Consider the following 15,008-nt stretch of genomic DNA (forward strand, 5'->3'; position numbering starts at 1 on the left):
CATGGTCCTGTCCCGCAGCGTCGACGGCTTCACCGCGAGCACACCACTGACCGCGCTCACCGACCCGAAACGTGACGCCATCCTGGCGGTCGGGATGAACGGCGAGCCGCTTCCGCTGGAGCACGGCTTCCCGGTCCGGATGGTCGTCCCCGGCCTCTACGGCTACGTCTCAGCAACCAAGTGGCTTACGGACCTGAAGGTAACAACCTTCGCCGCCGACCAGGCCTACTGGACGCCCCGCGGATACAGCCCAAAAGCCCCGATCAAACTCTCCAGCCGCATCGACACCCCACGCCTCGACCGGCCACTCTCGGCGGGCCCTACGAAGATCGCGGGCGTCGCCTGGGCGCAGACCGTCGGAATCAGCAAGGTCGAGGTCCAAATCGACGGCGCCTCCTGGCAAGAGGCGCCGCTCGCCCCCGCAATCAACGCCGACACCTGGGTGCAGTGGTCGCTCGACTGGAACGCGACAAGCGGATCCCACACCCTGGCGGTGCGTGCAACCGACCGCGCAGGAACATTGCAGGAAGAGAAGCGCACCCCGATCGCACCGAACGGGTCGACCGGGTGGCAGTCGACACTGGTACAGGTTTCTTGATCGCGCCCCGACTGGCCAACAGTGATCAAGGTGGCCGGCTTGCACATAGTCCTCGCGAGAGAGTCGGCAACGATGGCGCTCGACGTCTACGCGGACCTCTTCGACGATGACCTCGACGACGTAGCGAAGGCCCTGAATCATGCCCGCAAGCGGTCAACTGTCGTCAAATCTGTCGTCAAACCGAAGTCAATAGACTGAGTGAACGCCCAACTCCCCAGTGTTTTCAACGACTCTCTGGCCTCCGAACGAAGCGGAGGGCGTGGGATTCGAACCCACGAGACATTTCTGCCCACTGGTTTTCAAGACCAGCTCCATCGGCCGCTCGGACAGCCCTCCAGCCGCCGAGTCTACCGAGCGCGCGCCGCTACTCGAACTCGAGACGTAGACGCAGCAGCTCAGCGAGGCTCTCGAGTTCTGTGCGCACGGCATCCTTCAACTCCGACGTGAATGACTCGTCCGCATACACGCAGTGCACCTGCAGCACCGATGCCGGCACGTCGCTCGTGGCATCCACCTTGCCGACAAGGCGGTCGCCGTGCAGCATCGGGAGCGCATAGAAGCCGAAGCGCCGTTGCGCCGCCGGCTTGTACATGCCCAACTGGTAATCGAACTCGAAGAGTTCGGCGAGACGCTTGCGGTCGAAGATCAGGCGGTCGAACGGGGACAGGATCGCCGTGCGATCCTGGAAGCCACCGTTCGCTGAGGTCTCTGCCGTCGACCCGCCCACCAACGCGAGGGCACCGGGGTCGACGCGCCAAGTTCCTCGCACACCCTCGATGACGGCGGGCTCGCCGGCGTCGCCGACATCCAACGGCTCGAACTGCGTCTGTGTGGTGCGCGCGCGAGCAATGCCCAGCGACCGGAGGCGGCGAGCGCGACGCTCGCGCACGGCATCCTCCAGGGGTACCACCGGATCGTCAGGGTAGATGCGCTCGGCGAGGTCCCACTGGCGTTCGCGGCCGAGCCGGCCGGCGACGGCCACCTCGCCTCGCTGCTCCATGAACTCGAGCATCATGGCGGAATTGCGTCCGGAGTTCCATCCGCTGGACTGCCACGGCTTCACACACTTGTCGTCAGGCAGGTCGCGCGAGACCATCGGGCCACCGTGACTGATGCGGTCGAGGATGTCCCGCCGCAGCGCGTCGTTAGCCTCCACCCACGCTGCCTGGGCGCGCGCCCAACCCGGAGCACCCGCGCCGGGCCACGCCGTCATCTCGGCCCGGTAGAGCGCGATGTCGTGTACTGGCCGCATCATGCTGCGCAGCTCCACGATCACGTGGGATGCAAGTGCCCGCTGCAGATCATCCGGCCGATAGAAGCGCCCGAGTCGACTCCACAGCACGAGGTCGGCGCTCGGGGCGACCACGGCGGTCGGCTCGTACTGCACCAGCGTGAGCCTGCGCACGGTGTCGAGCAGATCGACCGGGCGCGAGGCATCCAGCAGCTGGGCGCGCACGGCGATGCGACGTGCGTCCTGCCGACTGAGGCGGTGCGGGGGCTCGGTCACGCCGCCATGTTAGGCGGGACGTGCGACGGTGCTCACCAGTCCCCCGAAGGCGCGGCGACGATCGGCACGTCGACGCCATGCCAGATCGCGCCGTAGTCGTAGTGTCCGCCGGCCCACGGCGAGTCGATGATCGCCTGCACACTCGTCGCGACGGGCGCGTTCGAATCGAACGCCTGCGCGATTCCGGAGAACAGGTCACGCCGAAGCTGCTGTGCGACATAAGACGCCGCGATCGTGAGGTTGTCGTAGCTGCCGAAGCCCGCTCCGCCGCCGGAGCCCAGCCCATTGTTCAGGGGGTTGTTGCGCAGCCACCAGCTGTGCGGGTCGTTCTCGGAGTCCATCCACTGCAGTATCACGGTGAGGTTGTTCGGTGTCACGGGGAACTTGCCGTCTTGCAGCACGAGCGCCGCCCAGTCGGCGTTGGTCGTGCCGCCTACCGTGATGGCCGACGAGCCGTCCGGCCTCGTGAAACCGGCCGAGCCGAACTTCGGCTGCTCGATGGCCGCCTGCGCGACGTTCCCTGACACGTGCATCGACTGGGTGTGCAGCGAGGCGGTGTTCGCGATGAGCTGGTCGGCGTACAGCGTGCCGGATGGCCCGGTCGCGGCGTTCGCGGGAATCGCCACCATCGCGCTGCCCGCCAGGAACATTGCGGCGGCCGCCGCTGCCGTCACCCGCCCCGGCGATCGCCATTGCCTTCGGGGCGTGCGATGGGCCGCGCGGCCGTGCTGGACATCCGCCGTCGATCGAGCCATCGTGGCTGCTCGCGACCGCTCGGATGCCTGATCTTTCGACGCCCGGCGGCGCCGGTGCGCGTGGTCGGCCGCAGCGGCGGCCTCACGGGCCGCGCGTCGAGTGGGGTAAGCAGGCATGGAATCCGGATGTCACGGTGCACGCATCGCGTGCTCGCCGTTGCGGGTAGGGGGCGGGGAATACTCAAAGTCGACCAGAGCACTCAAGCATCGAGGGTAACAAAGACCCCCTGGCGGGGGCCAGTGATGCCGCCCGCCGATCGCTCGTCCGACCGTCTTGTCACCGCAGTGCGGCCACCATCGGCACTTCTGCCTCCGTCGCCACCGACGCCACGAGGTCCCAAACGAGCACGCCCTCCGGCGCCTCCACGGTCCAGTCCGACCCGCTCAGCGGATAGGCCCGGGTGGTCAACGAGCGGCCGGCGCTGGTGAATGCCTCGATCACCGAGCCGTCGAGGAATATCCGCAACGCAGGGCGAGCGGATGTCTCGTCGAAGGCATCCGACGCGACGGCACGACCGCCGCGGGCACGGACATCGTCACTGGCGTGATCCGTGTCGATCGCCACGGTTCCCCACTGCGCATCGAGGTCGATGTCGACCCACTCGTCGGCGCCGAAGCGCAGACGGATGCGACCGGTCACGCTCGCAGGAACGACGAGTTCCGCCTGGGCGGCGAGCACGGCTCCGTCCGCCGCACGGGATTCCCCGACCCGCAGCTCGACGAGCGCCGGATGCGGCTCGGTGCAGAGCCGGTCGACGCCAGTGGCATCCGGAGCGAGCCACACGTTGCGCGGCAGCGCAACGGCCCCGGACCAGCCTTCTTGATGCCACCAGGCGGAGTCACGCCCCTCCATGATCCAACCGAAGAGCAGCGGGCCGTAAGAGCTCTCGCGCAGCACCGACGGCGCGTAGAAGTCGTGCCCATCGTCGACACGACGCGGCTCCGGCGTGCCGTCGAGCAGGAAGGCGAGGACGCCGTCGGGGCCGTCCGAGAACGACCAGGAGCAAACAACGGCCACCTCGCGTCCGTCGACACACACCACCTGCGGGCACTCCCAGCCCTCGCCGGTGTCGATGAATCGGCCGTTGTCCTCGATGAGCGTGCGCTGCAGCTCGGCGAGATGGCCGTCATAGCTCCAGTCCAGGCCGTCCTGCGAGCGGTAGTGGCGGATCGCCGCGGGGCCCCCATCGGCGACCGAGCCGACGGCCATGTGCCAACCATCCGAACCCGTCCACACGAACGGGTCGCGGAACATACGGATGCCTTCGGCCGTCTCGGGATCCTCGAGGAGTCGCGTCGGCGGCCCGAAGTTCGTGCCGTTCTCGTCACTCAGCGCGGTGACGATGTGCTCGAGCGGGCGGCCCTGCACGTGCCCGGAGTAGTACGCGCGCACCCGACCACCATCGACCGCGGAGTTGCCCGACCAGCATCCCTCCGAGTCGAGCCCACCCGGAAGCGGACTCATGGCCGGGCGATGGAGCGTCCAGTGCACGAGGTCGTCCGTCGTCGCATGCCCCCACTCGACCGGCACCGCGAGATCGGCCAGCGACCGCGACTGGAAGTAGAGGTGGAGCATATCGCCTAACTCGATCGGCCCATTCGGGTCGTTGAGGTAGCCGCGCGGCGGGCTTATATGGAACTTCGGGCGGTGATGCGGATGCCGGTCGGCCATCGGCGCAGACTCCTTGGCTGGGTGGCGGTGCGGTCAGCGCAGCGCCGTGACGGATGTGGGCGACGAGGTTCCCGGGCGGGTGCGATCGCACCCGCCGGAGGCGCCTCGGACTGTGGGTTATCGGAACGAGCCGGCGGTGACGCCCTCGATGAAGTACCGCTGGGCGAAGACGAACAGCAGAACACTCGGGATCATCGCGAGGATGACGCCGGCCAGCACGATCGAGATCGACCCGGTGCCGAGGTTGCCCTGCAGCCCGACGAGGCCGAGAGGCAGCGTGAAGTGGTCCTGTGAGTTGAGGAAGATCAGCGGCCGGTAGAACTCCGCCCAGAAGCCGGAGAAGTTCAGGATCGCCAGCGTCGCGACCGCGGGTGACGCCATGCGCGCATAGACGTGCCAGAACACTCCGAACTGGGTCGCGCCGTCGATGCGGGCTGCTTCGCCCAACTCGCGCGGCATCTGCATGAAGTACTGCCGCATGAGGAACGTGCCGAACGCGCTGCCCAGTGCCGGGATGATCAGCGCGCCGAGCGAGTCGCTCAGGCCGAGCATCCTCACGATGATGAACACCGGGATGATGATCGTCTGCAGCGGCACCATCATCGTGGCCAGGAACACGCCGAAGATGGTGTTCTTACCCGGGAATGAGATCATCGCGAACGCGTAGCCCGACAGGGTGCAGGTGATGGTCTGCCCGACGACGATGAGCACTGTGACGACGACACTGTTCACGAAGAACTGGCCGATCGGAATCTGGTTGAACACGGCGACGTAGTTGCCGAAATCCCAGTCGGTGGGAATCCACTGCGGCGGGTTCGTGAACGCTGCAGCCGGAGTACGCAGCGACGTGCTGAGGGTCCAGAGCAGCGGACCGAAGGCGACGACCGCGCTGAGGATGAGCATGACCATCCCGGCGATGCTGCCCACCTTCACGATGGGGCGCCGGCGGCGGCCCACGACATGGACCGTGTCGGGGAGTTCGATCGTCGTCATTGGTAGAACACCAGCTTTCGAGCGGCGAGGAATTGAATGCCCGTGACCAGCAGGATGATCACCAGCAGCAGAATGGCGATCGCCGATGCGTACCCGAACTGGAGGTTCTGAAAGCCGGTCTGGTACATCGAGATGGTGGCTGTGGTGGTCGCCGTTCCCGGGCCCCCTTTGGTCATGATGAACGGCTGGTCGAACAGCTGCATCGCGTTGATCATCGCCACGACCGTCGCGAACAGGATCGTCGGGCTGATCAGCGGGATCTTGATGCGGAACAGCGTGCGCCACGGCCCTGCGCCGTCGATCGCTGCGGCCTCCAGCACGTCGGTCGGCACCGAGGTGAGGGACGCCACGAACAGCACGAACGTGAAGCCCACCTGCTGCCATACGACGATGATGATCATCGTGATCTGCGCCGTCACCGGGTTCACCAGCCATGGCACCGCGGGGATGCCGAACTCACTGAGGTAATAGTTGATGAGCCCGAACTTCGCGTCGAAAAGGTATCCCATGAAGATCGAGACCGCGGCGGTGGAGGCCAGCAGCGGCAGGTAGAACGTCGTGCGGAACAGCGCCTTCGTCCACTTGTGCTTGCGGTTGTTGACCAGCACTGCGAGCAGCAGTCCGAGCGCGATCTGCAGCACCACGATTCCGATGGCCAGCAGGATGGTGACCCCGAATGAAGAGAGCACCTGGTCGTCGGAGAACAGCCTCGTGAAGTTCTTGATGCCGACGAACTGCGGCGGGGTGATGACATCCCATGAGAAGAAGGACAAGCCCAGCGACACCAGGATCGGGATGAAGGTGAAGACGGCCACGAAGACCACCGCCAGAGAGATCATCAGGTAGCCGAAGGTCGCCTGCCGCCGGGCCTCCCGCCGCGCACCGGGGCGACGGGAGGATCGATGGGAGGCTGTCACGCGCACAACCTCCTGCGCGCTTTCAGCGGTGGCGGTCATCAGGAATTCGCCTGAGCCTTTTCAAGGTCGGACTGCATGCCGTCGAGCGCTGCCTTGGCGTTGCCGCTCGAGATGGCCTGCGTGGTGCGCTGGTTGAGCGAGGTCGCGAGCGCCTGGTAGTACGGCGGGGCCGAGATCGGAACGGATCCGTTCAGCTGGTCCCAGAACGTCGACCAGTGGTCGGGCCCGGTGCTCTTGTAGCGGTCGGCCGTCATCAACGACTTGCGGGCAGGCGTCGTCACATTGCCCGGGTAGACGAGGTCGAAGGTCTCCGGCTGAACGAGCATCTTGACGACCTCCCAGGCGAGGTCCTTGTTCTTCGAGGTGTTGAAGATGCCGTACCCGCCCGCGCCGAACAGCGACTTGTTGCTCTTCCAGGTCGGGAAGGGCGCAACGTCGAAGGTGCCGGGCTTCATGCCGGCGTTGTGCAGACCGCCGGCCCAGAACCCGCCGCCGATCGTCATGCCGACGCGACCTGACGCGAACAGGCCCTGCAGCGTTCCACCGCCTCCGACGTCGGGCGACGGCGACAGGTTCGCCTTCTGAAGCTCGATCATGTACTCCAGCGCTTCGACCGCCGGGGCGGAGTTCGCCGTGGGCGCGCCCCACTTCCAGCCGCCACTCCTGCCTTCGGCCAGCGGATTGTTCGCGTAGGCCTTCTTCCAGAGCCAGTCGCCGCCCGAGTACTTGCCTTCGGTGAGCAGGTTGCCGTCGTTCGCGTAGAGGAACGAGGTCCAGCTTCCCCAGAGGCGCACCACCCAGTCGAACGCGTTCGTGTTCGAGCCGAGAGCAGCGATCTTCTGCGCGTTGGTGTGGAAGTCGTCCATCGTCCACTTGGCGGTGGGCAGCGCGAGCCCGGCCTTCGCATAGAGCTCCGTGCTGTAGAACATGCTGCCCGCGTTGAAGCTGTCAGTGAGCTCGTACAGGTGGCCCTGGTACATCATCGACTCGACAAGGGCCGGATGTACGTCGTCGAAGTAGCTCTTCAGGGAGTTCATGTCTTGGGTGACGTAGTGGTCCAGCGGCGCGATCATCTGCTTGGCCGCCATCTGCTGAAGACCCTCGGTGGCAACACTGACCAAGTCAGGCGCAGAGCCCGCCGCAATCTGCGTGAGCACCTTCGCAATGAAGTCGTTCCAGTCGGTGCCGTTGATGCCGGTGATCTCCAGGGACGCGTTCTTGTCGATCTTCTTGATCTGCGGCTCAAGAGCCTTTTGCAGCGTGGTCGCCGCGCTCTGCTGGCCGAAGTAGAGCATCTTGAGGGTGGCGGAGCCTGTTGTTCCTCCACCGCCTCCGGTCGATGAGCAGGCAGCGAGTGACGCAAGTCCCGTTATGGCCAGCCCGGCTCCGCCGAGCTTCAATAGCGTTCGACGATCCATGGTCGGGCCGAAGGTGGCGGTCATAGTTCGCTCCTCTCTGAGCGGTTCATTTGTCTGAGCGGTTGTGGTCGAAGTTGTGTTCTGCGGGTACGTATCTCCGTCGCCGCATTCTCGGCCTTCGGACACCAATACGTATTTGCTCGTGCAGCATAACTCGCCGCGAGATGCGATGGCAATACGTATTGGTTTCGTGACAAGATGGTTACATCGCCGCGACGAGAAGGAGCAAGGATGCCCGACCATAAGAAGCACCCGCCGTCACGATCTGCGGTCGCAGCCGATCAGGGCCGTGAGCAGCGCCGCGTCACCATGAAGGATGTCGCCAAGCGCGCCGGCGTCTCCCAGCCGACGGTGTCGTTCGTGCTCAATGATCGGCGCGACGTCTCCGTGGCGGACGAGACACGGGCTCGCGTGCTGCAGGCAGCCAAGGACCTCAACTTCCATCCCAACCGTGCGGCGCGGGCGCTGAGGTCGAACAAGTCCTACACGGTCGGCGTCATCGCCAACCGCATCGTCTCCCAGCCCTACGCCGGCCAGATCGTGCTCGGAGTGCAGCGGGCGGTGCAGCCTGCCGGCTACGTGTGCTTCGTGGTCGAGACGTCGGAGACTCCGGATGCCGTCGACGCGGCCGTGCAGAACCTCCTCGCGCAGGGAGTCGCCGGGCTGATTTACGCCGCACCGGGGCCGGAGCCGATCCGGGCGGCGGTGACCGAGAGCGACGTTCGCACCATCTTCGTCAACTGCTGGGCCGACAACGCGAAGGATGCCCCGCAGATCCTGGCAGACGAGTATCAGGGTGGCCGCGATGCCGCCGCCGCGACCTTCGCGGCCGGTCACCGTCGGGTGGTCTACCTCGGTGGGCCTGCAGGCGACTACGCGTGCAAGGAGCGCGAGCGCGGGCTCGCGGATGCCGCGCGGGATGCGGGCATCGAACCCGCAAGCATCCGTCGCGAGCACGGTGATTATCACGTGCACTCGGGTTACGACCTGGCACTGAGGGTGCTGGCGGAGGGCATGCCGACGGCATTGATCTGCGGCAACGACCGCATGGCGGTGGGCGCACTGATGGCCACTCATGCAGCCGGACTCGACTGCCCGGGCGACGTCAGCATCGTGGGATTCGACGACCAGCCCGACATCGCCGACCAACTGCATCCGCCACTGACCACCGTGGCGCTGCCGCACCTGAAGATGGGGCTGACCGCGGGCGAACTTCTGCTCGCAGACGAGGAGCCGCAGGGCACCCGGCTCATCCCGTGCACGTATGTGCCGCGTGGATCGCTGGCGGCGCCGAAGGACCGTTCGTGACGTCGGCGCCCAGCACGCACTTCCGGCCGGCCGGTGGCTTCGTCGGCGACGTCATCCCGGTCGAGCGCGACGGTGTGGCGTGGCTGTACTACCTGCTCGATGAGAGGCCGGGCACTGACCCCGCCGACCGTGCGACAGGGATGCCCTGGGCCGCGGTCACGACCCCCGACTTCGCCCGGTTCGAAGACCGCGGTGTCGTGCTGCCCTCGGGCGGCCGCTCGGCTGCGGACTTCGACTGCTACACCGGGAGCGTCGTGGCCGGTGACGACGGCATGCTGCACCTCTTCTACACAGGCCACAATCCCGAGGTGCGCACCGCGGACGGTGACCTGCAGGTGGTCTGCCACGCGACATCCGACGGCGATCCTTCTGCGTGGACCAAGCACCCGGAGTGGACGTTCGGCGCTCCGTTCGGCTATGCGGCGGAGGACTGGCGCGATCCCTTCGTGTTCCGGGCCGCACTGGATGAGCCGTGGCAGATGCTGCTCGCGGCGCGCCGCACGGATGCCCCGTATCGCCGCTCCGGGGTCGTCGCCCGGCTCGTCAGTGATGACCTCGTCACCTGGCGAGCCGCGGAACCGCTCTGGGATCCGCGGCGCTACATCACCCAGGAGTGTCCCGACGTGTTCCGCTGGGGTCAGTGGTGGTATCTCGTCTACTCGGAGTTCTCCGACTCGTTTCAGACCAGGTACCGCATGGCTACGAGCCCCGACGGCCCGTGGCTGGCGCCCGAATACGACACGGTGGACGGCCGCGCGTTTTACGCTTCAAAGACGGTCGGGCTCGGCGGAGAACGCTTCTTCATCGGATGGATCGCCACCCGCGCGGGCGATCGCGACGACGGTGCGTGGCAGTGGGCGGGCACCATGTCGGTGCTGCGCGCGACGCAGCGTGCGGACGGGACGCTGGCTTTCGGGCTGCCCCGGTCGGTGCTCGAGCTGTACGGGGCGGGGCTGCACGACGGGCGGGCGAGCATCCTCGACACGCTGACGCCGCTCGACGGTGCGGATGCCCGTCCCGGTGCGGGTGCAGACAGTCGCCACAGCGCATGGCTGGGTCCGGAACTTCCACGGGAGGCGCTCGTCACGGCGGAGTTCGACATCCACCCGGGCACGCACGCGTGCGGACTCCTGCTGCGCGCATCCGCTGACGGCGAGAACGCGTACATCCTGCGGCTGGAACCGCTACGGGGAAGGCTCGTGTTCGACCGGTGGCCGCGCGTACGCACCGGCGGCGAGCAGTGGCAGATCCACGGCGACGTGCCGCACGCGGTCGAACTCGAGCGCCCGGTCGCGCTACCCGCCGGTCGCCACACCGTGCAGGTGCACCTGGATCACGACATCCTGGTTGCCGTGGTCGACGACGCGGTGGCGCTCAGCACGCGCGTGTACGACCTCGAGGCGGGTCGGGTGGGCGTGTTCGCCACCGACGGCGGCTTCGAGCTGACCCGCCTCGACATGCACATGCGCGGGTGAACGCGCGGGGCAAGCCACTACGCGCCGCGTCGCCTCACCGATCGACCGCGATCGCGTCGAATACGTCGCGCAGCTCCTCCGGATGAGGGTCGTACGCACCGAGGTCGGGGCCGGAGAACATGGATGCCTGATTCCACAGTTCCGGCGTGACACGCTCGAACTCGAAACGAAACCGGGAACCGTCGGCGAGGTGCTCCATGAAGACTTTGGCCGTGCGCCCGTTGCCCTCCCTGAACGGATGTGCCTGATTCAGGAACGCGAACACCCGCGAGCAGGCGTCGACGAAACCGGCACGATCGAGCCGCGACCAACTCGTGCTTGTCGCCATGACGTGCATATCGGCGAGATATCGGTCGATCATCCCTGAGTTCGCATCGGCGAAGCCGCCCGGTGCATCACCTTTTGAGATGTTCACCGTGCGGTACTCGCCCGCCCACTCGTAGACATCTTGGAACAGGTGGAGATGGATCGCTCGAACGTGATCCGCGTCAAAAGTGCGGCCGATCCCGACCGCGCCGTCAAGAATCTGCCGTTGTCGCAACTGCGTAGCGGCGTACTCGAACGCACGCAGTACGTCCGCGTCGCGCTCATCGAGCTTGTTCCGCAGTGTCCCCTGCCCGCGCCAATCCATCGTGTCCGCGTAGAAGTATGACTCCCAGGAGTCGTACTGCGGAGCGGACATCAGCTCGCTGCCGCCGCGACCTTACGACGGCGCTCGGCCGCCTCCCGCGCGCGACGTAGATATTCGGCCTCATCGATCGCCCCGCGCGCCTCATCGGTCAGGTTCTCGACGTCTTCGCGGTTCGGCACCCATCCCTCGTGCCAGCTGGCAGCCAGCGACTGCACTACCGAGCGACGCTGCCCCTCGTCGAGTTGCGTGAACAACTCCGGCCAGCGTTCCACGACGTCGAACTCCACGCTCATGATCCCGGTCCCTCCGCTGTCGCTATTTTATCCGACCGGCATGCCTCGACAGGGCGAGCGACCGTCAGCTCGGTGACTCGTCAATAGGGGACGGACAACCCGCTGAACATCGGGAAATGTTTGACGTTCCTGGTCAGCAGCCGGGCGTCGAGCGCGATCGCGGTGGCTGCGATCGCGAGATCCGCGGAATCGATCCCGCGGTTTCCGGGGAGCCATTGCCGCCCCAGCTCGCCCGCGATCTCGGCGATCCCCTCGTCCAACGGACGCCACGTCAAGGCGGCGAAAAGCGTTCGGGTGGCTGCTTCCTCCTGAGCGCGCATCCCTGCCAAAACCTCCAGCCTGACCTCCTCGCTCGCGTGCAGCGGGCCGGACTCACGCGATTCGCGGAACGGCCTGGCGGCCGCCTGCTCCCCGCGGAGAACGTCGACGAGAACCGACGTGTCGACGACGACGGTCATCGCGCGCACATGATGTGCTGAACCGATCGGCACGCGCTACAGACATCGGCATCCGCTACAGAACTTTCGTGTAGCGGATGCCGATTGGTGTAGCGGCAAGGTTTACGGCTGGGCTCCCCCTGCGTTATCGCTTGTCCAGATCGACTTGAGGTGCCAGGCCTTCAGCGAGTCGACCGTGGCGGTGCCGCCGGTCGCGAACGCGGTGACGCCGCTGCTGGAGGCATCCGGGAAGATCTGCTCCGTCAGCACACGGGTCCCGTCAGCGGAGAAGACCTCGACCGATGATGCGTCGACGAGGATGCGCAGGCCCAGCGATCCGTCCGCGTCGAGGGCGAGCGGCGCCGAGTTGCGGCTGTTGAACGCCGAGCTGAAGCTCGTGTCGCCCGACTTGCTGCGGTCGACGTACAGCTCGCCGGTGGTCGTGTCGTATCCGATCTGCGTGTACTGGCCGTTACCCGTGCGCACGTTCAGCCCGAACGTCGATGCCGTGCCGGCGCTCAGCTGCGCCTCCATCTCGAGTTCGTCTCCGTTCACCTTGAGCGGAGTCGTCGTGTCGGCGACCGAAAGCTTGCGCACGGTCGACACCGGTCCGGTGCGGAGTGCGGCCAGCCGGTCGACCGGCTGCTGAACCAGTTGCACCTGACCCGCGATGGTCTGTAGCGAGACCGTGCGCGGGAAGGACTCCGAGCCCTGCCACGGGGATGTCGGCACGTTCGACGCGTACGCCCAGTTGCTCATCCACGCGATGTCCACGCGCTGACCGTGCGGCGCGCCGTTCCACGTGTTCTCGGCGTAGTAGTCGGCGCCGTAGTCCATCCAGTGCGCGCGTTGCAGCTGGTCCAGTGCGGGCTCATCGGCGAGGCTGAAGTCGTCGGCGAGCACGTGTCCCCAGCTGCCGGTGGCGTGGTCGACGATCTCGATCTGCGCCTGCTGTCCCTGCAGATCCTTCACGTTCCAGGAAGCCCAGTCCAGGTTCTCGCTGTTCGCCCCGGTGGACGAGCGCACGACCTGACCGTTCATGACGAGGTTCACGGCGGTCTGCGTGTCCCACGCGGGTGCCTGCTCGCCGGCGAACACGATGTCGCCCACCATGAGGTGGCCCCAGCCCTGCGATCCGTCGTTCTGGTCGACCACCTGGATCTGCGCCTGTTGCCCCTGGTACGCGCTGGTGTCCCAGTTCGTCCAGGTGAGCGTTCCCGAGTTGTTGCCGGTCGCGGTGGCGACCACCTTTCCGCAGATCAGCAGGTTCACCGCGGTCGGGTTCGCCTGGCTCATCGGATGCTCGCCGCCGGCCGTCTGCAGATCGATGTAGGGACTGTCCACGGTGAACGTGGGCGAGGTGATCGTTCCCTCGCCGGGGTCGCCGTCCGGGCCCCACGTGTCGAGCACGCCCGAGCTGACCTGGTTGCCGAGCTGCTCGTGGCTGGGGCCGGTGCCGACGAAGGAGCCGGTCGTCGTCCATCCCGGGTCGTAGCTCGTTCCGGAGAAGTCCGTGAAGACGGTGCCGGTGGGCAGAGTACCGAACGGCACCGCGTTCGCAACGTACGGGTTGTTCCCGCCTCCGACGAGGAAGTTCAGGTACGGCTTGTCGATGGTGAATGCGGGCGAGTCGAGGCTGCCGGTGGAGGCATCCCCGCCGTTGTAGCTGTTCACGACGTAGGTGCCGGGGTATCCGGTGACGGGCTGCTGGTTAGGCAGCGCTCCCGCTGCCGGTGCCGTTCCGAACGCGCTGCCTGTGGCGGTCCAGCCCCCGTAACCGCCCGATTCGAAATCATCCAGTGGTGTTCCGGCGGGCGGCGTGTAGGTCGCCGGCCCGTCTGGGGTGAAGGTCGAGCCGTCGAAGTCCCCGACGAAATACTGCACCCCGGTGCTGCCGACGCTGACGCTCAGCACCCACTTCTGGTGGCCCTGGTTTCCGTCCACGGGCAATTGGTACAGGTCGGGCATCTCCCACACGCCCGTGGTCGCGCCGGCCGGACCGAACGTGCCCACCTGCTTCCACGTCTTCAGGTCGGGCGACGTGTAGAACGCGGTCTTGTACTGGTCGCTCAGGGCGACCACCATCATCCACTCGTGACCCGGCTCGTACCAGAAGACCTTCGGATCGCGGAAGTTCACCGAGTGGATGTCGATCACCGGGTCGCCCGCGTAGCGCGTCCAGGTGCGGCCGTCATCCGTGCTGTACGCGATGTCCTGCGACTCGATGTTCGTGCCCTGCTGCACGCTCGTGTAGACGGCGACCATGGGCGGGTTCTTGCGGGTGCCGAAGCCACTCGTGTTGTTCGTGTCGACGACCGCACTCCCGGAGAAGAACGCGCTGCTTCCCGGATCAGGTGCCGGACCCGTGACCGGGATGTTCTTCCAGTGCACGAGGTCTTTGCTCACGGCGCCCTTCCACGTGCCGTAGCTGAACAGGTAGTAGAGGCCGTTCTTATAGACGAGGCCGTTCGGGTCGCCCATCCATCCGGTCGGCAGACTGAAGTGATACTGGGGGCGGTGCGGCTCCTGATAGCTGGGCGGTGTGGCCGCGGAGCCGGCCGTCGCCGTGAGCCCGGTAATGGCCATGGCGCCGACGACGGACATCGCCGCGAGCGCGATGAGCCGACGACGGGCGCGACGCCGCAGGGTCAGTGGCCCCGGTCGCGGCACGAGCGGAGCGTGCTGGGGAGAACTGGTCATGATCGAAGATGCCTTCCTCTCTGAAGGATGCCGACGTGACGGCGGCACCATGCCGTCGGCGGCTATTGATACGTATTGGTACCGCGACCTCGCTCTGCGAACTCAAAGTGAAGAAGGCAGGGGGAGACGCCTATCAATACGTATTAAGGCAGCCGCTGACGATTCTGTCCCCGATCTGCACCGTGGTCAACCCTGCAAGTCGTCGAACACCGCGAGCACGTTCGCTACGAGCGAGGCCCCGCGGCCGCCCACACGCCGAGATCCCGTTTCACTGACAGATATTGCTGTTCCGACGGGCATCCGT

The 15,008-nt window shown here is 66.4% G+C and carries 14 protein-coding genes and 1 tRNA gene; 4 read left to right on the top strand and 11 right to left on the bottom strand.

The annotated features are described in order from the left end of the window. Together ACYVDK_RS00005 and ACYVDK_RS00010 are read left to right on the top strand one after the other, a co-directional pair. The coding region (locus ACYVDK_RS00005) for a molybdopterin-binding protein (RefSeq protein ID WP_460516098.1) at nucleotides 1-598 on the top strand (598 nt) is incomplete at its 5' end. A gap of 30 nt (nucleotides 599-628) precedes the next feature. Then, on the top strand, nucleotides 629-796 hold the full coding sequence (locus tag ACYVDK_RS00010) for a hypothetical protein (RefSeq protein ID WP_460516101.1): 168 nt from the start codon (nucleotides 629-631) through the stop codon (nucleotides 794-796). Nucleotides 797-849: 53 nt separating this feature from the next. Here the strand turns inward: ACYVDK_RS00010 and ACYVDK_RS00015 are convergent. The 7 genes from ACYVDK_RS00015 to ACYVDK_RS00045 all read right to left on the bottom strand — a co-directional run bounded on the left by ACYVDK_RS00015 (nucleotide 850) and on the right by ACYVDK_RS00045 (nucleotide 7,884). Beyond that, nucleotides 850-934, bottom strand: a tRNA-Ser gene (locus tag ACYVDK_RS00015). A gap of 28 nt (nucleotides 935-962) precedes the next feature. Next, the gene (locus ACYVDK_RS00020; RefSeq protein ID WP_460516104.1) at nucleotides 963-2,105 is read right to left on the bottom strand and encodes a winged helix DNA-binding domain-containing protein; all 1,143 of its coding nucleotides are present in this window, start codon (nucleotides 2,103-2,105) and stop codon (nucleotides 963-965) included. 32 nt (nucleotides 2,106-2,137) lie between these two features. Then, entirely contained in the window at nucleotides 2,138-2,860 is a 723-nt protein-coding gene (locus ACYVDK_RS00025; RefSeq protein ID WP_460516107.1) for a hypothetical protein, read from the bottom strand. Between the two features lie 277 nt (nucleotides 2,861-3,137). Further along, a complete protein-coding gene (locus tag ACYVDK_RS00030) occupies nucleotides 3,138-4,532 on the bottom strand; it encodes a glycoside hydrolase family 32 protein (RefSeq protein WP_460516110.1) in 1,395 nt (464 codons plus the stop codon). 117 nt (nucleotides 4,533-4,649) lie between these two features. Continuing rightward, entirely contained in the window at nucleotides 4,650-5,525 is an 876-nt protein-coding gene (locus ACYVDK_RS00035; RefSeq protein WP_460516113.1) for a carbohydrate ABC transporter permease, read from the bottom strand. After that, nucleotides 5,522-6,442 (bottom strand): carbohydrate ABC transporter permease, encoded by a 921-nt coding sequence (locus ACYVDK_RS00040; protein ID WP_460516116.1) that lies wholly within the window; start codon nucleotides 6,440-6,442, stop codon nucleotides 5,522-5,524. The genes ACYVDK_RS00035 and ACYVDK_RS00040 overlap by 4 nt, the downstream gene beginning before the upstream one ends. 38 nt (nucleotides 6,443-6,480) lie before the next feature. After that, nucleotides 6,481-7,884: an ABC transporter substrate-binding protein gene (locus ACYVDK_RS00045; protein ID WP_460516118.1), complete on the bottom strand. Its 1,404-nt coding sequence runs from the start codon at nucleotides 7,882-7,884 to the stop codon at nucleotides 6,481-6,483. A 207-nt stretch (nucleotides 7,885-8,091) separates the two neighbouring features. Between ACYVDK_RS00045 and ACYVDK_RS00050 the strand changes: the two genes are divergently transcribed. Then, nucleotides 8,092-9,168 carry a LacI family DNA-binding transcriptional regulator gene (locus tag ACYVDK_RS00050; protein ID WP_460516120.1) on the top strand — a complete coding sequence of 359 codons (1,077 nt, stop codon included), beginning with the start codon at nucleotides 8,092-8,094 and terminating at the stop codon, nucleotides 9,166-9,168. Next, a complete protein-coding gene (locus ACYVDK_RS00055) occupies nucleotides 9,165-10,643 on the top strand; it encodes a glycoside hydrolase family protein (RefSeq protein WP_460516123.1) in 1,479 nt (492 codons plus the stop codon). Before ACYVDK_RS00050 ends, ACYVDK_RS00055 begins: the two co-directional genes overlap by 4 nt. A 34-nt stretch (nucleotides 10,644-10,677) precedes the next feature. Here the strand turns inward: ACYVDK_RS00055 and ACYVDK_RS00060 are convergent, their stop codons facing one another. The 4 genes from ACYVDK_RS00060 to ACYVDK_RS00075 all read right to left on the bottom strand — a co-directional run bounded on the left by ACYVDK_RS00060 (nucleotide 10,678) and on the right by ACYVDK_RS00075 (nucleotide 14,704). Next, the gene (locus ACYVDK_RS00060; RefSeq protein ID WP_460516126.1) at nucleotides 10,678-11,325 is read right to left on the bottom strand and encodes a Fic/DOC family protein; all 648 of its coding nucleotides are present in this window, start codon (nucleotides 11,323-11,325) and stop codon (nucleotides 10,678-10,680) included. Next, nucleotides 11,325-11,567: an antitoxin VbhA family protein gene (locus tag ACYVDK_RS00065; RefSeq protein ID WP_460516129.1), complete on the bottom strand. Its 243-nt coding sequence runs from the start codon at nucleotides 11,565-11,567 to the stop codon at nucleotides 11,325-11,327. The genes ACYVDK_RS00060 and ACYVDK_RS00065 overlap by 1 nt, the downstream gene beginning before the upstream one ends. A gap of 80 nt (nucleotides 11,568-11,647) precedes the next feature. Beyond that, nucleotides 11,648-12,025, bottom strand: a complete 378-nt coding sequence (locus ACYVDK_RS00070; RefSeq protein ID WP_460516132.1) for a PIN domain-containing protein — start codon at nucleotides 12,023-12,025, stop codon at nucleotides 11,648-11,650. 102 nt (nucleotides 12,026-12,127) lie between these two features. After that, nucleotides 12,128-14,704 carry a GH32 C-terminal domain-containing protein gene (locus tag ACYVDK_RS00075; protein WP_460516134.1) on the bottom strand — a complete coding sequence of 859 codons (2,577 nt, stop codon included), beginning with the start codon at nucleotides 14,702-14,704 and terminating at the stop codon, nucleotides 12,128-12,130. Nucleotides 14,705-15,008 lie beyond the last annotated feature (304 nt).

This window comes from Humibacter antri, assembly GCF_054777235.1.